Raw genomic sequence first — 18,084 nt, forward strand, 5'->3', positions numbered from 1 at the left:
GGTCTTTTTGTTTTCCAAGATCCCTCATAGGAGACCCCCGGTGACCACGCTCGGCGATTCCTTCCACGTCTACGACACGACTCTGCGGGACGGTGCCCAGCGCGAGGGCATCTCCTACTCCGTCACGGACAAGCTGGCCGTGGCGCGCCTGCTGGACTCGCTGGGGGTCGGGTTCATCGAGGGCGGCTGGCCGGGCGCGCTGCCCAAGGACACCGAGTTCTTCGCGCGTGCCGCCGCCGGCGACCTCACGCTCAAGCACGCGCAGCTCGTGGCGTTCGGCTCCACGCGCAAGGCGGGCGTCAAAGTGGACGAAGACCCCCAGGTCAGGGCGTTGCTGGACGCCCAAGCCCCCGTGGTCACCCTGGTCGCCAAGTCCGACCGCCGGCACATCGAACGCGCCCTGCGCACCGACGTGGCCGAGAACTGCGCGATGGTCCGCGACACCGTCCGCTTCCTGGTCGACGAGGGCCGCCGGGTGTTCCTGGACGCCGAGCACTTCTTCGACGGCTTCGCGTTCGACCCGGACACCTCGCTGCGCGTGCTGGAGTCCGCTGTGGAGGGTGGCGCCGACGTCGTCGTCCTCTGCGACACCAACGGCGGCCAGCTCCCCCTGGGGCTGGCCGAGACCGTCGCCGACGTGATCGCCCGCACGGGCTTCCGCGTCGGCATCCACTGCCAGGACGACACGTCCTGCGCGGTGGCCAACACCATCGCCGCGGTGCAGGCGGGGGCGACCCACGTCCAGTGCACCGCGAACGGCTACGGCGAGCGAGCGGGCAACGCGGACCTGTTCGCCGTCGTCGGGAACCTCGTGACCAAACTCGGCCTGCCGGTGCTACCGCACGAATCGCTGGCCGAGCTCACCCGGGTCTCCCATGCGTTGGCCGAGATCGCGAACATCGCACCCGACACCCACCAGGCCTACGTCGGGTCGTCGGCCTTCGCCCACAAGGCGGGGCTGCACGCGAGCGCGATCAAGGTGGATCCGGAGCTGTACAACCACATCGACCCGGACACCGTCGGCAACGACATGCGGGTGCTGGTCACCGAGATGGCGGGTCGGGCCAGTCTGGAGCTCAAGGGACGTGAGCTCGGGATCGACCTGACCCGCCGGCCCGAGGCGCTGACCAACGTCGTGCGCACGGTGAAGGAGTTGGAGGCGGGCGGCTGGTCGTTCGAGGCCGCCGACGCCTCGCTGGAGCTGCTGCTCAAGCGGGAGCTGTCCGAACTGGACGAGCCGCCGTTCACCCTCGAGTCCTACCGGGTGGTGCTCGACCACCGGCAGGACGGCGTCATCGTGTCCGAGGCCACGGTCAAGGTGCACGTGGCGGGGGAGCGCGTCATCGCCACCGCCGAGGGCAACGGCCCGGTGCACGCGCTCGACGCGGCCCTGCGCAAGGCGCTGCTGCCGCACCTGTCGTGGTTGGACACCGTGGAGTTGAACGACTACAAGGTGCGCATCCTCACGGATCAGCACGGGACCGACGCCGTCACCCGCGTGCTCGTGGAGTCCACGGACGGCGAGCGCGAGTGGACCACCGTGGGCGTGCACGGGAACATCGTCGAGGCCAGCTGGCTCGCCCTGTGCGACGCGCTGGTGCACAAGGCTTCCCGCGTCACGGGGTGAGCGGGGTGGCGTCGGCCCTCACGGACGGCCGGGCAGGCGGCGGCGGGCAGGCGGCAAGCGGCGGGCGGTAAACGGCGGGCGGGCACGCGGCGGCGGGCGAGCGGCGGCGGGCGAGCGGCGGTGGGCGAGCGGGTGTGGGCGAGCGGCGGTGGGCGAGCGGCGGGGGAGCGTCCGGTGAGCTCCACGATCGCGTAGGCGGCGGCGACTGGGCCCCGGGCGCCGCCGCCGGGTCCTCGAACGGTCGTCCCGCGAGCCGCCGGTTAGGGTGATCGGCGTGCGCATTGCCCGTATCGCCCAGCCGGAGGGCCTCGCTTTCGCCGCGATCGAAGGCGAAGGCGACGACCTGACCGCCGTCGAGATCGCCGACGAGCCGTTCGCCAACCCCACCTTCACCGGTCGCCGGTGGCCGCTGGCCGACGTGCGCCTGCTGGCGCCGTTCCTGCCGCCCAAGATCGTGTGCGTGGGCCGCAACTACGCCGACCACGCCGCCGAGCTGGGCAACGAGGTGCCCGCCGAGCCGCTGATCTTCCTCAAGCCCAACACCGCCGTGATCGGGCCGAACGCGGAGATCAAGCTGCCCGCGGTGTCCGAACGGGTGGACTTCGAGGGCGAGCTGGCCGTCGTGATCGGCGTGGGCGGCCGGGACATCCCGGCGTCGCGCGCCCGCCAGTCGGTGCTCGGCTACACGGTCGCCAACGACGTCACCGCCCGCGACCTGCAGAAGTCCGACGGCCAGTGGACGCGCGCCAAGGGCTTCGACACCTTCTGCCCGCTGGGGCCGTGGGTGGAGACCGAGTTCGACCCGACCGACGTGGCCATCCGGACCGAGGTCGACGGCGAGCTCAAGCAGGACGCGCGGACCTCGCAGCTGGTGCACGACATCCCGGCGCTGATCGAGTACATCTCGTCGGTGATGACCCTGCGCCCGCTGGACGTCATCCTCACCGGCACCCCGGCCGGCGTCGGCCCGATCACGGCCGGCCAGTCGGTCTCGGTGACCGTCGAGGGCCTGGGCACCCTGACCAACCCGGTCGCCAACCGCTGACGGACGGGCGGTTTCCCACCGGGAAGCCGCCCGCTCTCCGGTCAGCTGCGCGTGATGTGCTCGGGCGCTCGCCGGGCGAAGTCGGGTGCGTGCTCGGGCAGCAGGCCGATCGCCACCACGTAAGCCGGCACCGCTTGCAGCACCGGGAACCTCTGCAACAGCGCGACCGCCCTGGGCATCCGGCCGCCCGTCCCGACCGAACCGCCCTCCAGGGTCCGCCGCAGGAACGTGTCCTGGATCCGCCGCTGGAACGCCTGCGTCACCGCGGTCGGGAACCACCGCCGCCGCTGCACCTTCGCCAGCACCTCGGGCGTCACCGCACCCCGCCGCGCCGGTCCGGCCAGGATCCGCGCCGCCGCCACGGCGTCCTGCACGGCCAGGTTGATGCCGACCCCGCCGATCGGCGACATGGCGTGCGCGGCGTCACCGATGCACAGCACCCCGTCGCCGTGCCAGCGGCGCAGCCGGTCCAGCTTCACGTCCAGCAGCTTCACGTCGTCCCACGACTCGACCGTCCCCATCCGGTCGGCGATCCACGGCGCCAGGACCGCGACCCGCTTGCGGAACGACTCGATGCCCTCGGCGCGCAGCCGCTCGTCGGAGCCCTTCCGGATCAGGAAAGCGCACTGGTAGTAGTCGCCGCGCGGGATCAGGGCCAGGCCGGAGCCCCGGGAGAAGCGGCCCAGGCCGTTCGCGGGCTCGTCCGGGTGCCGGGGGATGCGGAACCACCACACGTCCATCGGCGCGCCGAACTTCCGCACCGACAACCCCGCTTCCCGCCGCACCGTCGAGCCGCGACCGTCTGCGGCCACCACCACGTCGGCGGCGAGCGCGTGCGAGGAACCATCGGGCGTGCGGTAGCGGACGCCGGTCACCCGGGTGCCCGACTTCACCAGGCCGACCACCTCCGCGTTCATCACCAGCGTGAAGGTCTCCTCGCGCTTGCCCGCGTCGGCGAGCAGGTCGAGGAAGTCCCACTGCGGCACCAGCGCGATGTGCTTGTGCGCGCCCGGCAGCCGGGACAGGTCGGCCATCGTGGCGGTCCCGCCATCGGTGACCACCTGCACCTTCCCCATGAGCTGGTGCGGCACCTCCGCGAAGGACGGCCCCAGGCCCAGCTCGTCCAGCAGCGTCAGCGTGGACGCGTGCACCGTGTCCCCGCGGAAGTCGCGCAGGAAGTCGCCGTGTTTCTCCAGCACGGTCACGTCGACGCCCGCCCTCGCCAGCAGGAGCCCCAGCACCATGCCCGCCGGTCCGCCGCCGACGACCGCGACCGTCGTCCTGTCCGCCGGGGTCCTCCCCGTCGAGCTCTCCATCGTCCCCACCTCGTTTTCAACACAGGTTGAATAACTTGAGGATGCTCCTGCGGAGCCCGCCGGTCAAGGCCGATACGCTGATCGGGTCATGAGCGCATCAGCAGTCACTCCCGAGGTCCGTGTCCGCTTCTGCCCGTCACCGACCGGCACGCCGCACGTGGGCCTGATCCGCACCGCCCTGTTCAACTGGGCGTACGCCCGCCACACCGGCGGCAGGATGGTGTTCCGCATCGAGGACACCGACGCGGCCCGCGACTCCCAGGAGTCCTACGAGCAGCTGCTGGAAGCCATGGCCTGGCTCGGCCTGGACTGGGACGAGGGTCCCGAGGTGGGCGGCCCGCACGCGCCGTACCGGCAGAGCCAGCGCCGCGAGATCTACGCGGACATCGCCGAGAAGCTGCTCAAGGCGGGCGAGCTCTACGAGTCGTTCTCCACGCCGGAGGAGGTCGAGGCGCGCCGCAAGGCCGCGGGTCAGGACCCCAAGCTCGGCTACGACAACTTCGACCGCGACCTGTCCGACGAGCAGAAGGCCGCCTACCGCGCCGAGGGCCGCGAGCCCGTGCTGCGGTTGCGCCTGCCCGACGAGGACTTCACGTGGGACGACCTGATCCGCGGCGAGATCACGTTCAAGGCCGGCGCGACGCCCGACCCGGTCCTCGTGCGCGCCAACGGCGACCCGCTCTACACGTTCACCAACCCGGTCGACGACGCGCTCATGCGCATCACGCACGTGCTGCGCGGAGAAGACCTCCTGCCGTCCACTCCGCGGCAGCTCGGCCTTTATGCGGCCTTGCAGCGAATCGGCGTGACTGATTTCACCCCGCGTTTCGGGCACATGCCGTACGTGATGGGCGAGGGCAACAAGAAGTTGTCCAAGCGCGATCCGCAGTCGAACCTCTTCAACTACCGCGACCGCGGATTCCTGCCCGAGGGTCTGCTGAACTACCTCGCGCTGCTGGGTTGGTCGATCGCGGACGACCGGGACATCTTCTCCGTGCAGGAGATGATCGAGGCGTTCTCGCTGGAGAAGATCAGCGCGAACCCGGCGCGGTTCGACCTGAAGAAGGCCGAGGCGATCAACGCGACGCACCTGCGCGCGCTTTCCGCCGAGGACTTCGTCAGCCGCGTGCTGCCCTACCTGGCCGCCGACGGCGTGCTGGTGGACCCGTCCGAGGAGCAGCTGGCGACCCTGCGGGGCGTGGCGCCGCTGGTGCAGGAGCGCCTGGTGGTGCTGTCCGAGGCCGCGGGCATGGTGCGGTTCCTGTTCACCGACGAGGAGTCCTTCCGGCCCGAGGAGGAGTCCGCGGCCAAGGCGCTGGGCGAGGACGCGCGTCCGGTGCTCCAGGCGAGCATCGCCGCGCTGGAATCGTTGGGGGACTGGACCACCGCCGCCATCGAGGACGCGCTGAAGGTGTCCCTTGTGGACGGATTGGGCCTCAAACCGCGCAAGGCGTTCGCCCCCGTGCGGGTTGCCGTGACGGGCCGTACCGTCTCGCCACCGCTGTACGAATCCATGGAGTTGCTCGGTCGGGATCGCTCGATCGGGCGATTGCGCCGCGCGTTGGGGTCAATCTGACTGGTGCGATCGGGCGGTTGAGCGGTGCTTGACCGTGCAAGAATCGCCAGATATCACCTCTCTGGTCGAGTCGGACGGGGGCTGCGCGCACCTAGCCTCACTGGGTGACAACCGCAGCCCCGACTTTCACCCCCCGGAGAACCGGCGAGATCCGCGCGGTGAGCCTCGATGTGGACGACACGCTCGTCGACTACAGCACCTCGTCCCGCGCCGCGCTGGCCGCGATGGTCGGCAACGCCGACAACTGGTCGCTGTGGCAACGCATCACCGACGAGCACTGCTCCCGGCTGCTCGCGGGTGAACTCGAGTACGAGTCCATGCGCAACATCCGCACCCGCGCCTTCTTCGCCGCGCTCGGCGAGGAACTCAGCCTCGCCGAAGCGACCCGTCGCGAGCTGCACCGCCAAGAGGTGCTCGCGTCGGGCTGGCGGCTCTTCCCCGACGTCGTGCCGTGCCTGGAATGGCTGCGCGCCGCCGGGCTGCCCCTCGCCGCGGTGAGCAACGCCTCGGGCCGGCACCAGCGCGTGAAGATCGCCGCGCTCGGCCTGGCCCAGTACTTCGACACGGTCCTCATCGCAGGCGAAGTCGGCGCCGCGAAACCGGACCGCGTGATCTTCGACACCGCCTGCCAGGACCTGGGTGTCTCCTTGGGCGACACCGTCCACGTCGGCGACCGCCTGCACGCCGACGCGATAGGCGCCCGAGACGCCGGCATGCACGGCGTGTGGCTGAACCGCCAGGGCCCGCGCGAAGGCGCGCTGCCGGCCGGCGTGCGAGCCATCTCCAGCCTCGCTGAGCTGCCCGAACTCCTGGTCTGTGAGCTGTCCGCCGCCTCGGCGTGACCCCCGATTTCCGTTCCGCCGGGGGCGTGGTCTAGTATTCCTCCCGGCGGAACGGACAGCCCCTCGAAGCCAAGGCGACGGGGAAGTTGATCGGAAAGCCAATGGGGTATGGTGTAATTGGCAGCACGACTGATTCTGGTTCAGTTAGTCTAGGTTCGAGTCCTGGTACCCCAGCTGCAAGCGGTAGAAAAAAGATGTGGTAAGCTACCGCAGGCAAGCAGGACCGAAAAACTGAATCGCTCGATCTGCTAGACTCACCGGCGAGATCGAGAAACCTAGGGCCCCGTCGTCTAGCGGCCTAGGACGCCGCCCTCTCAAGGCGGTAGCGAGGGTTCGAATCCCTTCGGGGCTACAAACGAAAGATCCCCCGGCGCGACTTGCGCCCGGGGGATCTTTCGTTTTCCGATCACGCGCGTGAGAAGGCGCCGGAGCGCCCCCGGGCGACCCGGCCGGGGTGGCGGGGTCGCCCGGGGGCGTGCGAACGCTCAGAGGCGCGATTGGAGGGCTTCCGCGGCGGCCAGGAGGTCGGCCGCCCAGCGCGCGCCCGGCCGCCGTCCCATCCGGTCGATCGGGCCCGACACCGACACGGCCGCCACCACCGACCCCGTGCTGTCCCGCACGGGCGCGGAGACGCTCGCCACACCGGGCTCCCGTTCGGCCACCGACTGCGCCCATCCGCGCCGACGGACCTCCAACAGCGTCCGTTCCCCGTACACAGCGTCGGCCAGTACCGAACGCTGAGTACCCGGGTCCGCCCACGCCGCCAGCACCTTCGCGCCCGAGCCGGCCGTCATGGGCAACCGGGCTCCCACCGGGACGGTGTCGCGCAGGCCACTCGGTGGCTCCGCCGACGACACGCAGATCCGCTGCATCCCGTCCCGCCGGTAGAGCTGCACGCTCTCGCCGGTGATGTCGCGCAACCTCGGCAGCACCGAGGACGCCGCGTCGAGCAGCGGGTCCGTGGCCCCGCCCGCCAATTCCGCCAATGCCGCGCCCGGACGCCAGCGACCGTCGGAACCCCGTCGCAGCAACCGGTGCACCTCCAGGCCGACCGCCAACCGGTGGGCGGTTGCCCGAGGCAAGCCCGTCCGGTTGCACAGCTCGGCGAGCCCACACGGATCCTTTGCGACGGCGTTCAGGACGGCCACTGCCTTGTCCAGCACGCCGATCCCGCTATGCTGTCCCACAAGCCGATACTAACTTCCCACTGTCTGGGAAGTCCAGATCTATCGACTGTCCAGATCCTGGGAGAAGCGATGAGCCGCACGCTCGCGGAGAAGGTGTGGGAAGCACACGTGGTGCGCCACGGCAGTGGCGCGGAGCCGGACCTGCTCTACATCGACCTCCACCTGCTGCACGAAGTGACCAGCCCGCAGGCCTTCGACGGGCTGCGCCTGGCGGGCCGCCGGGTCCGCCGCCCCGACCTCACGATCGCCACCGAGGACCACAACGTCCCCACGGTCGACATCGAGCTGCCGATCGCCGACCCGGTGTCGCGCACCCAGGTCGAGACGCTCCGCAAGAACTGCGCCGAGTTCGGCGTGCGGCTGCACCCCATGGGCGACGCCGAGCAGGGCATCGTCCACGTCGTCGGCCCGCAGCTCGGCCTCACCCAGCCCGGCATGACCGTCGTGTGCGGTGACAGCCACACCTCCACGCACGGCGCGTTCGGCGCGCTGGCGTTCGGCATCGGCACGTCCGAGGTCGAGCACGTGATGGCGACCCAGACGCTGCCGCTGAAACCCTTCAAGACCATGGCCATCAACGTCGAGGGCACCCTCAAGCCCGGCGTGACGGCCAAGGACGTCATCCTCGCGGTCATCGCGAAGATCGGCACCGGCGGCGGCCAGGGCTACGTCCTGGAGTACCGGGGCAGCGCGATCGAGGCGCTGTCCATGGAAGCCCGCATGACCGTGTGCAACATGTCGATCGAGGCCGGCGCCCGCGCCGGGATGATCGCGCCCGACCAGACGACCTTCGACTACATCAAGGGCCGCCCGCACGCGCCGGAAGGCGCCGACTGGGACGCCGCGGTGGAGTACTGGAAGTCGCTGCGCACCGACGACGACGCCACCTTCGACGCCGAGGTCCACCTGAACGCGGACGAGCTGACGCCGTTCGTCACGTGGGGCACCAACCCGGGCCAGGGCCTGCCGCTGGGCGACAAGGTGCCCGACCCGGAGACCATCGTCGACGAGAACGAGCGCGTGGCCGCCGAGAAGGCGCTGGCGTACATGGGGCTGGAGCCGGGCACCCCGCTGCGCGACATCCACGTCGACACCGTCTTCCTCGGCTCGTGCACCAACGGCCGCATCGAGGACCTGCGCGCCGCCGCGGACGTGCTCAAGGGCCACAAGGTGGCCGACGGCGTCCGGATGCTCGTCGTGCCCGGGTCCATGCGGGTGCGCGCACAGGCCGAAGCCGAAGGACTGCACGAAGTGTTCCTCGCGGCGGGCGCCGAGTGGCGGCAGGCCGGGTGCTCGATGTGCCTGGGCATGAACCCCGATCAGCTCAAGCCGGGCGAGCGCAGCGCGTCCACCTCCAACCGCAACTTCGAGGGCCGGCAGGGCAAGGGTGGCCGCACCCACCTGGTTTCGCCACTCGTGGCCGCCGCCACGGCCGTGCGCGGCACCCTGTCCTCGCCCGCCGACCTGGTCTGAGGAGCCCAAGCGACATGGAAGCGTTCACCACCCACACCGGCGTCGGCGTCCCCCTGCGCAGGTCCAACGTGGACACCGACCAGATCATCCCGGCCGTCTACCTCAAGCGCGTGACCCGCACCGGCTTCGAGGACGGCCTGTTCGCCGCCTGGCGCGGTGACGAGCAGTTCGTGCTCAACCAGGAACCGTTCCGGGCGGGCAGCGTGCTCGTCGCGGGCCCCGACTTCGGCACCGGGTCGTCCCGCGAGCACGCCGTCTGGGCGTTGATGGACTACGGCTTCCGGGTGGTCATCTCCTCCCGGTTCGCCGACATCTTCCGGGGCAACGCCGGCAAGCAGGGCCTCGTGGCCGCGCAGTGCGAGCAGTCCGATGTCGAATTGCTGTGGAAGCTGCTGGAGAACGAGCCGGGCACCGAGGTGACCGTCGACCTGGCCGCGAAGACGGTTGTGGCGAAGGACTTCACCGCCCCCTTCACCATCGACGAGTACACCCGCTGGCGGCTGCTGGAGGGTTTGGACGACATCGCCCTGACCCTGCGCCACGCCGACGACATCACCACGTTCGAGCGGAACCGCGCCGGCTGGCTGCCGACCACCGTTCCGGCCCCCGTGAGGTGAGTTTCCGGGCCGGATTCCCCCTTCTATCAGCGGGAATCCGGTCCGGGCCGCCGGCCGGGAGGCTCGGCGGGGGTCCCTCGACAGGACGTAATTGCCCACGCCACAACGAAAAATCTGGCGTGGCGATTGGTATTTCCTTGCATTTGGGCTTACCGTGGCCTTCAGTCGGCCCGACTAGGGCCGTGAGCGTCCTGGGAGGGACTGAAGGTGAACAAGGCCCAGCTCATCGAGGCGCTCGCCGAGCGCCTGGGCGACAAGAAGAACGCCGCCGCCGCCGTCGACGGCCTCGTCGACGTCATCGTCCGCAGCGTCCACAAGGGCGAGAAGGTCAACATCACGGGCTTCGGTGTCTTCGAGAAGCGTGCCCGCGCGGCCCGCACCGCTCGCAACCCGCGCACCGGTGAGACCGTCAAGGTCAAGAAGACCAACGTGCCCGCGTTCCGCGCGGGTTCGACGTTCAAGGACGTCATCAGCGGCACGAAGAAGCTGCCGAAGGTCGCCGCCGCGAAGCCGGCCGCGTCCGCGGCGGCCAAGCCGGCCGCCTCGACCAAGGCCCCGGCCACCCGCAGCACCACCGCGCGCACCACCACCACGCGCGCCACGCGCAGCACCACCGCGCGCACCGCTGCGGCGGCCACGAAGGCCCCGGCCACGCGGAAGACCACCGCGACGGCCACCAAGGCCACCGCCGCCAAGGCCCCGGCTGCCAAGAGCACCGCGGCCAAGGCGACCCCGGCCAAGGCGTCGACGGCGAAGTCCACCACCACCGCGGCCAAGAAGCCGGCCGCCGCCAAGACGACGGCGGCGAAGTCGACCACGACGGCGGCGGCCAAGAAGCCGGCCGCCCGGAAGACCGCGGCGAAGAAGTGAAAACCGGCCGGGCGCGCGCCCGGCCGGCGCAGTGAAGTGAAGTGACGCCCCAGGGGCCGACGCGGACGCGCGTCGGCCCCTGAGCGTTTCCTGAAGCTTTCGGCCACTCTTTCGGCGCAGTGCCCGGGAGGGCTGCGCGTGGCGCTGTGGGGGCCGTCGAGCGCCTTGATCCGCCGAACCGGTGGCGGTGGGCGGCGGCATTCCGAAGGTCCCGCAGAAAGGCCCTCAGGCACGAAAAAGGGCCGCCCCACGCGTGGGTACGGCCCGTTTTCCGCGAAAGGGCGGTTACCGCGGCGGGTGGGGCGTCACGGCACCGGCTTGGCCAGCGGGGTCGGGAGGTAGTGGGCCGAGACCAGGCGGGGCCAGGTGGCGGTGGTGTCCGATGTGGACCAACCCGGGGCCGGCCGCTGGAACGACAGGACCCACACGCTGCCCTTCTTGCACGGCACGTCCCCGCCCAGCGGCAGCCCCGACAGCGACGCCAGGGTGGCCACCACGTCCGGGATGACCCCGCCCTGGCTGGACACCACCGGCACCCCCGCCCCGTCGGCGATCTCCAGCAGCCGCACCAGCCCCGCCTCGCGGTCGGGCCAGTAGCCCTCCTCCGACAGCCGGGGCTCCAGCAGCACGCCCACCCCCAGGTCCTCCGCGAGCCCCTGCACGGTCTCCACGCACCGCACGCGCGGCGCGGAGTGCACGCGGGACGGGGCCCACAGCGGCAGCAGCGCCCGGACGCCCGCCGCCTGCCGCCACCCGGCGGAGCTGAGCGGGCGCAGGTCGTCGTCGCCCTCCCAGTGGTCCCGCTTGCCCGCCTTGGCGTGCCGCACCAGCAGCAGCGTCGCCAGGTCCGGCGGGGCGGCGGCGAACACGTCCAGCACCTCGCGGTCGGTGTCCCGGGTCACCAGCGCCGCGGCCTCCTCCACCGGCAGCCAGCGCAGCTCGTCCACCTCGTCGTTGGGCGCGAAGGTCCCCGACCGCACCCGTGCGCTGAAGAAGTCCACCTTCTTCGGCTTGCCGAACGCGGTGTAGGACACCGTGTGCAGGTACCGCCCGAGGACCGCGTCGAACCCGGTCTCCTCCAGCACCTCCCGCACCGCCGCCGCCGGCACGGTCTCGCCCGCGTCCACCTTGCCCTTGGGCAGGGACCAGTCGTCGTAGCGCGGTCGGTGCACGACGGCGACTCGGCCGTCGCGCCACAGGACGGCGCCGGCAGCCCGGATCACCCGCCTCACCCCACCGCGCGGTGGGCGCGCAACAACTCGGTCTGGTGGTCCCGCACGCGCCCGCCGTCGGTCGGGGACGCCTCCCACTCGCCGTCGGGCTGCAGCACCCAGCAGCGCGTGCTGGGCTCCAGCGCCGAGTCGAGCACGTCGTCGAGCTGGTTGGTCAGCTTCGGGTCGGTGACCCGGACCTGCACCTCCACCCGGCGGTCGAGGTTGCGGTGCATCATGTCGGCGCTGCCGATCCAGTGCTCGCCGCACCCGACGAAGTGGAAGATCCGCGAGTGCTCCAGGAACCGGCCCAGGATCGAGCGCACGTGGATGTTCTCCGACAGCCCCTTGATGCCCGGCTTGAGCGCGCACACGCCCCGCACCACCACCTGCACCGGCACGCCCGCCTGGGACGCCCGGTACAGCGCGTCGATGACCTGTTCGTCCACCAGCGAGTTCACCTTGATGCGCACGCCCGCCCGGTCGCCGGCCCGCGCGAGCTCGATCTCCCGCTCGATGCGCTCGACGATGCCGCGCCGCACGCCCTTGGGCGACACCAGCAGGCTGCGGTAGTGCTCCTGCCGGGCGTAGCCGGTGAGGACGTTGAACAGGTCGGTGAGGTCCGCGCCGATGGTCGGCTCGGCGGTCAGCAGGCCCACGTCCTCGTACAGGCGGGCTGTCTTCGGGTTGTAGTTGCCGGTGCCGATGTGGCAGTAGCGCTGGATGCGCGACCCCTCCTGCCGGACCACCAGCGACGTCTTGCAGTGCGTCTTGAGGCCCATCAGGCCGTACACGACGTGCACGCCCGCCTTCTCCAGCGCCCGCGCCCACTTGATGTTGGCCTGCTCGTCGAACCGCGCCTTGATCTCCACCAGCGCCACGACCTGCTTGCCCGCCTCGGCCGCGTCGATCAGCGCGTCCACGATCGGGGAGTCGCCCGACGTGCGGTACAGGGTCTGCTTGATGGCCAGCACGCGCGGGTCGGCGGCGGCCTGCTCGATGAACCGCTGCACGGACGTGGAGAACGAGTCGTACGGGTGGTGCACGAGCACGTCGCCCTCGCGCAGGGTCGCGAAGATGCTCTTCGGGGTCTCCCGCTCGCCGAACGCCGGGTGCGTGGCGGGCACGAACGGCGCGTCCTTGAGCTGCTTGCGGTCCACGCTGTAGAGCTGCCACAGGCACGACAGGTCCAGCAGGCCGGGCACCTGGACCACGTCGTGCGGGTCCACCTCCAGCTCCCGCAGCAGCCGTTCGAGCATGTGCTCGGTCATGTCGCCGGCGATCTCCAGCCGCACCGGCGGACCGAACCGGCGGCGCACCAGTTCCCGTTCGAGGGACTTGAGGAGGTCCTCGTCCTGGTCCTCCTCGACCTCCAGGTCCGCGTTGCGGGTGACCCGGAAGGCGTGGCACTCGATGACCTCCATGCCCGCGAACAGCTCGCCCAGGTGGGCCGCGATGAGCTCCTCCAGCGGCAGGAACGTGGCCGTCTCGCTGGTGCGGTCGGACTCCACGCGGACCAGCCGGGGCACGTTGTCGGGCACCTTGATGCGCGCGAACCGCTCTGCGCCGCCTTCGGGGTCGCGCACGGTCACGGCCAGGTTCAGCGACAGGCCGGAGATGTAGGGGAACGGGTGCGCGGCGTCCACGGCCAGCGGCGTGAGGACCGGGAACACCTGGTCGGTGAAGTAGTTCGACAGCCGCAGCTTCTCGAAGTCGGTCAGCTGACCCCAGTTGACGATGCTGATGCCGTGCTTCTCCAGCTCCGGCTGCACGTGGTCGAGGAACGCGCGGGCGTGCTGCTCGACCAGTTCCTGGGTGCGCTTGGAGATCGCGGCCAGCTGCTCGCGCGGCGTGAGCCCGTCCGCGCTGCGCACCGACAGACCGGTCTCGTCGCGCCGCTTCAGGCCCGCGACCCGCACCATGTAGAACTCGTCGAGGTTGGACGCGAAGATCGCCAGGAACTTCGCCCGCTCCAGCAGCGGCTGGGAGGAGTCCTCGGCCAGGGCCAGCACGCGGGCGTTGAAGTCCAGCCAGGACAGTTCCCGGTTGAAGTACCGGTCGTCGGGCAGGTCCTGGTCCTGGGTCGCCGCGGTGACCGCCGGGGGCGAGCTGGGGAAGGAGCGCTGCGGCGCATCGGCCTGCGCGGCGCCACGGGTGGTGCGACGGACGGCCGGTCGTGGGCGGCGGCGGGGTGCGCTCGCGGCCGGTTGGGTCCGCGGTGTCCTCGTGCGTCGCTTGGGCTGCTCGGGTGTGTTGTCCGTGCTCACAGTAGGCATTGTTCCGCACAAAGTGCGCTTCCGCGCTGATCAGAGCCGGCGGTGAGGTGAACTCCGCGTCACACCGGCCGGCGCAGGACTCGGACTCGGCCGTCCTCACCGCGCTCCAGCGCCACCCGTTGCCCGGCCCGCAACACCCGCCACCCACCCGAGGCCACCGCCGCCGCCGGCACGTCCACGAGGACGCCGTCATCGCGCAGCACGGTCGCCGAACCGTCGGGGTGGTGCGCGCTCACGGTCGCCTGCTCCAGTGCCACGGCCGGCAACGGTAGCCGATCGGAGGTGGTGGCGCGCTCGCGTCACCTGCCACGCTCCGCGATGATCCCATCACTGGAAGGAGTGGCGGGCATGAAGGTTTTGGCAGGGGCCGTCGTCGCCTTGATGATCGGCTTCGCCGGGCAGAGCACCGCCTCGGCGGCACCCGTCGTGGTGACCGACGACGGGAAGGCCCCGCTGCCGGCGGCGGCCAAGAACGTCGAGCTGCGTGCGGCGATCCCGGAGACCGAAGGCGCGATCTCCATCAACTTCGTGCAGTACCGGCACCGGGACGTGATGTTCGTCAGCGGCACGTGGGGCCTCAAGACCTACGACGTCACCGACACCGACCACCCGAAGTTCCTCGACCACCTCACCAAGCAGGAGCTGGCCCTGCCCGGCGACGACCCGGCGCAGCGGTTCTGGGAGAACGAGGACGTCACCGTCGACGCCAAGCGCAAGCTGGTCTTCCTGGCCCGCGAGCGCAGCGCGTTCGGCCGCAAACCGGGCAACGAGCGCCCCACGGGCGTCTACCTGATCTCGGCCGCCGACCCGGCGAACCTGGAACTGCTGAACTTCGCCCCGATGGGCACCGGCCACATCACCACGTGCATCAACGACTGCCAGTACCTGTGGACCACCGGCTACGACGGCACCCCGTCCACCGACCCCGACACCTACCGCAGGTCCGGCAAGGTCTTCGTGACCGACATCCGCGACCCGCGCAACCCCAAGACCCTGCCGACGTACGTGGACCTCAACCGCAACCAGGGCGAGACCCACATGACCCACGACGTCCAGGTGGACGGGGCGGGCGTCGCGTGGGTAGCGGGCACCGGCGGCACGCGCGGTTATTGGACACGGGGTTGGCACCGCGACCCGTTGACCGACCGTTGGCGCGAGGCGACGGCGGTCGACCCGATCCCGTACGCGGGCGGCGCGGCCCCGAAACTGGACATGCCGACGTCGTTCTCCCACAACTCGTTCCGCCCGGTCGGCCGGACCGTGGTCGACGGCCCCAGGCCGACCCCGGAACACCCGGCGGGCAGCCTCCTGCTGCACACCGAGGAGGCCTTCGAGTCGGCCACGTGCAAGGACCAGGGCCGGTTCGTCATCTCGTCGCTGGAGGGTTCGACGGACGGCGAGTCCTGGCGGGCCAGTCCCGACAAGCCCTTCACGTTGAAGACGGTCGGGATCTGGAGCCCCGACGACCAGGAAGGCACCCTGCCCGGCCCGGACGTCTTCTGCTCGGCGCACTACTTCGACGTCCAGAAGCGGGTCGTGGCGTACTCCTGGTACGAGCAGGGGACGAGGTTCCTCGACATCACCGACCCGACCAAGCCCATCCAGATCGCCTACTGGCGCCCGGAGGGCGCGGTGTCGTGGGCGCCGTACTTCCACCGGGACCGGGTGTTCCTGGCGGACTACGGCCGGGGCGTGGAGGTGCTGAAGCTGTCGAAGGACGCATACGACGCCCAGGAGACGCACACCAACGTCCAGCTGAAGACCACGGCGAACCCGGAGTCGGCCCGACCGGCGGAGTCACCGCGCAAGCGCCTGCCGCTGGCACCGGACCCGGACTACGGCTACGCCTGCCCGATGCTCTTCGGTCGCGGGTGCGGCGACGGCTCAGCCTGTTGCTGATATCCGGCTGAGGCGACCGCCAAGCCTTTCCGACGCGCGCAGCGCGGCTTTTTGCGTGTGGTGGTCCCAACCACAGGTGGAGGGCCTCGGTTCCCCCGCCGTATGGCCTGCCCGAAGGGCTACCACAGATTTCCCGGGGTGCAGCCGAAAGTTTTTGCGAGGAACGAGCAAAAAGTTTTAGCGGCACCCCGGGAAATCTGTGGTTGGCTCCGCCAGGCCATGCGGTGGGGGAACCGACGCCCTTCACCCCCCGCTGGCGGCCTGCCGCGCGGCGAGCGCCGCTTGTGATCTTTTGATCTTGAGAGCGCGCAGCGCGTTCGGCTTGAGAGCGGAGCGTTCCGGTTCAAAGATTAAAAGCGCCTCGCCGGCGGGCAGGCCACCAAAGATGACTCAACTGCAACGGCGGGGGCTTCTTGCTTTTGCCATCTCCGTATGGCCTGGCGGAGCCTACCACATTTTCCAGGGGTTGCCGCTAAAACTTTTGCTCGTTCCTCGCAAAACTTTCGGCTGCAACCCCTGGAAAATGCGGTAGCCCTTCGGGCAGGCCATACGGAGATGACAAAAGCAAGAAGCCCAAGTTGGGTTGTGTCCCCTCCGGCGGACTGCCACTCGGCAAGGCGGGTGGACTGCCACTCGGCAAGCCCTTCGGACTGCCGCTTGGTAAGGCGGGGCCGCCGCTGCCGGGTTCGCCGGAGAGTTGTGTGGGCGCTAGTTGCAGACGGGGGTCAAGGCTGCGCAGGTTCTGGGGCCCAGGCCTAGTTCTGCTGCTCGTTCCAGGTCTTCGGCGGTGTCCACGTCGTTGCGGAGGGATGGCCAGGGGCCGATCAACGTCTGGGCGTCGCGTGCGTGTGCTTGTGCTGAGCCCTCGCCGAAGCGGGGCATGAGGTCGCCGCCTGGGGTGGAGAGCAGGAGGGTTGTGCCTGTGCCTTGGCGGTCCGGGCAGAAGGCTCGGTCGGTTGCGGCTGCGAGGGCTTGTTCCAGTTCGGTGGTTCGCAGGGCCGGCAGGTCGGCTTGTAGGGCGCCGATCACCGAGTGGGGGTCTCGGGAGCGGAGTAGGGCGGCTCCGTGGTGCAGGGCCTCGTTGAGGCCTTCCGGGCCTGGGGTTGATTCGACGCCCAGTGCCGCCAGTTCGGCTGCTACGAAGGGGTCGTCTGTGATGGCAAGGACACTTCGGACTGCCGGTAGGGCGGCGGAGATGGTGTCCAGGGCGAACGCCAGGGCCAGGGCAGGGCGGTCGTCGGTCACCCCGACCAACCTTGTCTTCGCACGTCGCAGGGCTTTCACCGGCACCACGAGGTCCACGTCGGCACGCACACAGCCATACTCCCCGATATCCGACGCGGACGAGCGCGCCGGCGTGACTGGACCCCGGCCGACCCGGCGGGAAGACTCCAGGCGTCCGGCGGGTGACGAGAGGGAGTACAGGTGGCCAAGGAGAAGGGCGGCTTCTGGGTGGGGTTCGCCGCGGCGGTCTTCTACCCGGTGACCGCGCTGCTGGCGCGGCGGCGCAACGAAGGCGGCGAGCGGATCCCCAAGACCGGTGGCGCGCTCCTGGTGATGAACCACGTGTCCCACCTCGACCCCGTCTACGACGCCGTCTTCACCCACAAGCAGGGCCGGGTGCCGCACTTCCTGGCCAAGCACAGCCTGTGGAACGTCCCGTTCGTCGGCACGGTCATCAAGGGCGCGAAGCAGATCCCGGTCTACCGGGGCACCACCGACGCCCAGCAGAGCCTCCGCGCCGCCCACGAAGCCCTGGAGAAGGGTCTGGTCGTGGTCATCTACCCCGAGGGCACGATCACCAAGGACCCCGACGGCTGGCCGATGACCTGCCGCACCGGGGTCGCCCGCCTGGCGCTGGAGCACGACGTCCCGGTGCTGCCCGCCGCCCGCTGGGGCACGCGCGAGATCTACGACCACTACCGCAAGAAGTTCCGGCCGTTCCCGCGCAAGACGATCGTGACCAAGGTCGGCCCACCGGTCGACCTGTCGGCCTTCCGGGGCAAGCCGGAGACCCTGCCGCTGCTGCGCGAGGTCACCGACGTGATCATGGGCGAGGTCAAGGAGCTGCTGGCGGACGTGCGCCAGGAGACCGCGCCCGAGGGCTTCTACTCCGGGAAGAAGAGCTGATCGTGGAACGCGTCG

The 18,084-nt window shown here is 70.4% G+C and carries 15 protein-coding genes and 2 tRNA genes; 11 read left to right on the forward strand and 6 right to left on the reverse strand.

Going from position 1 to position 18,084, the window contains the following annotated elements:
- The first annotated feature begins 40 nt into the window (after positions 1 to 40).
- On the forward strand, positions 41 to 1,627 hold the full coding sequence (gene cimA / locus DFJ66_RS30745) for a citramalate synthase (RefSeq protein WP_211351381.1): 1,587 nt from the start codon (positions 41 to 43) through the stop codon (positions 1,625 to 1,627).
- Between the two features lie 274 nt (positions 1,628 to 1,901).
- Positions 1,902 to 2,672: a fumarylacetoacetate hydrolase family protein gene (locus tag DFJ66_RS30750; RefSeq protein WP_121231975.1), complete on the forward strand. Its 771-nt coding sequence runs from the start codon at positions 1,902 to 1,904 to the stop codon at positions 2,670 to 2,672.
- 41 nt (positions 2,673 to 2,713) lie between these two features.
- Here DFJ66_RS30750 and DFJ66_RS30755 read toward each other — a convergent pair whose 3' ends face one another.
- Positions 2,714 to 3,988 carry an FAD-dependent oxidoreductase gene (locus DFJ66_RS30755; protein ID WP_121226316.1) on the reverse strand — a complete coding sequence of 425 codons (1,275 nt, stop codon included), beginning with the start codon at positions 3,986 to 3,988 and terminating at the stop codon, positions 2,714 to 2,716.
- 88 nt (positions 3,989 to 4,076) lie between these two features.
- On the opposite strand from DFJ66_RS30755, the gene gltX reads away from it, so the two are divergent.
- The 4 genes from gltX (at position 4,077) to DFJ66_RS30775 (ending at position 6,758) form a co-directional block, all read left to right on the forward strand.
- Complete coding sequence (gene gltX / locus DFJ66_RS30760) at positions 4,077 to 5,564, forward strand: glutamate--tRNA ligase (protein WP_121226318.1); 1,488 nt, start codon at positions 4,077 to 4,079, stop codon at positions 5,562 to 5,564.
- Positions 5,565 to 5,668: 104 nt separating this feature from the next.
- A complete protein-coding gene (locus tag DFJ66_RS30765; protein WP_246029965.1) occupies positions 5,669 to 6,406 on the forward strand; it encodes an HAD family hydrolase in 738 nt (245 codons plus the stop codon).
- Positions 6,407 to 6,508: 102 nt separating this feature from the next.
- A tRNA-Gln gene (locus DFJ66_RS30770) sits at positions 6,509 to 6,580 on the forward strand.
- Between the two features lie 105 nt (positions 6,581 to 6,685).
- Positions 6,686 to 6,758, forward strand: a tRNA-Glu gene (locus DFJ66_RS30775).
- 133 nt (positions 6,759 to 6,891) lie between these two features.
- Here the strand turns inward: DFJ66_RS30775 and DFJ66_RS30780 are convergent.
- Entirely contained in the window at positions 6,892 to 7,593 is a 702-nt protein-coding gene (locus DFJ66_RS30780) for an IclR family transcriptional regulator (protein WP_170199751.1), read from the reverse strand.
- A gap of 69 nt (positions 7,594 to 7,662) precedes the next feature.
- Here DFJ66_RS30780 and leuC point away from each other — a divergent pair, with 69 nt between their 5' ends.
- The 3 genes from leuC (at position 7,663) to DFJ66_RS30795 (ending at position 10,553) form a co-directional block, all read left to right on the forward strand.
- On the forward strand, positions 7,663 to 9,066 hold the full coding sequence (gene leuC, locus DFJ66_RS30785) for a 3-isopropylmalate dehydratase large subunit (protein WP_121226322.1): 1,404 nt from the start codon (positions 7,663 to 7,665) through the stop codon (positions 9,064 to 9,066).
- 14 nt (positions 9,067 to 9,080) lie between these two features.
- On the forward strand, positions 9,081 to 9,683 hold the full coding sequence (gene leuD, locus DFJ66_RS30790) for a 3-isopropylmalate dehydratase small subunit (protein ID WP_121226324.1): 603 nt from the start codon (positions 9,081 to 9,083) through the stop codon (positions 9,681 to 9,683).
- Positions 9,684 to 9,890: 207 nt separating this feature from the next.
- Positions 9,891 to 10,553, forward strand: coding sequence for an HU family DNA-binding protein (locus DFJ66_RS30795; RefSeq protein ID WP_121226326.1), 663 nt, complete (start codon positions 9,891 to 9,893; stop codon positions 10,551 to 10,553).
- A 305-nt stretch (positions 10,554 to 10,858) separates the two neighbouring features.
- On the opposite strand, the gene DFJ66_RS30800 is transcribed toward DFJ66_RS30795, so the two are convergent.
- From DFJ66_RS30800 to DFJ66_RS30810, 3 genes are read right to left on the reverse strand one after another with little or no spacing between them, the layout of a single operon-like run.
- Positions 10,859 to 11,785, reverse strand: coding sequence for an NUDIX hydrolase (locus DFJ66_RS30800; RefSeq protein WP_170199753.1), 927 nt, complete (start codon positions 11,783 to 11,785; stop codon positions 10,859 to 10,861).
- Complete coding sequence (locus tag DFJ66_RS30805) at positions 11,782 to 14,040, reverse strand: RNA degradosome polyphosphate kinase (RefSeq protein ID WP_121226328.1); 2,259 nt, start codon at positions 14,038 to 14,040, stop codon at positions 11,782 to 11,784. Before DFJ66_RS30805 ends, DFJ66_RS30800 begins: the two co-directional genes overlap by 4 nt.
- A gap of 59 nt (positions 14,041 to 14,099) precedes the next feature.
- The gene (locus tag DFJ66_RS30810; protein WP_211351382.1) at positions 14,100 to 14,297 is read right to left on the reverse strand and encodes a hypothetical protein; all 198 of its coding nucleotides are present in this window, start codon (positions 14,295 to 14,297) and stop codon (positions 14,100 to 14,102) included.
- Positions 14,298 to 14,388: 91 nt separating this feature from the next.
- Here DFJ66_RS30810 and DFJ66_RS30815 point away from each other — a divergent pair, with 91 nt between their 5' ends.
- Positions 14,389 to 15,939, forward strand: coding sequence for an LVIVD repeat-containing protein (locus DFJ66_RS30815; protein WP_121226330.1), 1,551 nt, complete (start codon positions 14,389 to 14,391; stop codon positions 15,937 to 15,939).
- 708 nt (positions 15,940 to 16,647) lie between these two features.
- On the opposite strand, the gene cofC is transcribed toward DFJ66_RS30815, so the two are convergent.
- Complete coding sequence (gene cofC, locus DFJ66_RS30820; RefSeq protein ID WP_121226332.1) at positions 16,648 to 17,253, reverse strand: 2-phospho-L-lactate guanylyltransferase; 606 nt, start codon at positions 17,251 to 17,253, stop codon at positions 16,648 to 16,650.
- Between the two features lie 111 nt (positions 17,254 to 17,364).
- Between cofC and DFJ66_RS30825 the strand changes: the two genes are divergently transcribed.
- The gene (locus DFJ66_RS30825) at positions 17,365 to 18,069 is read left to right on the forward strand and encodes a lysophospholipid acyltransferase family protein (protein WP_121226334.1); all 705 of its coding nucleotides are present in this window, start codon (positions 17,365 to 17,367) and stop codon (positions 18,067 to 18,069) included.
- Positions 18,070 to 18,084: the final 15 nt, after the last annotated feature.

Source organism: Saccharothrix variisporea, assembly GCF_003634995.1.
Classification (GTDB): domain Bacteria; phylum Actinomycetota; class Actinomycetes; order Mycobacteriales; family Pseudonocardiaceae; genus Actinosynnema; species Actinosynnema variisporeum.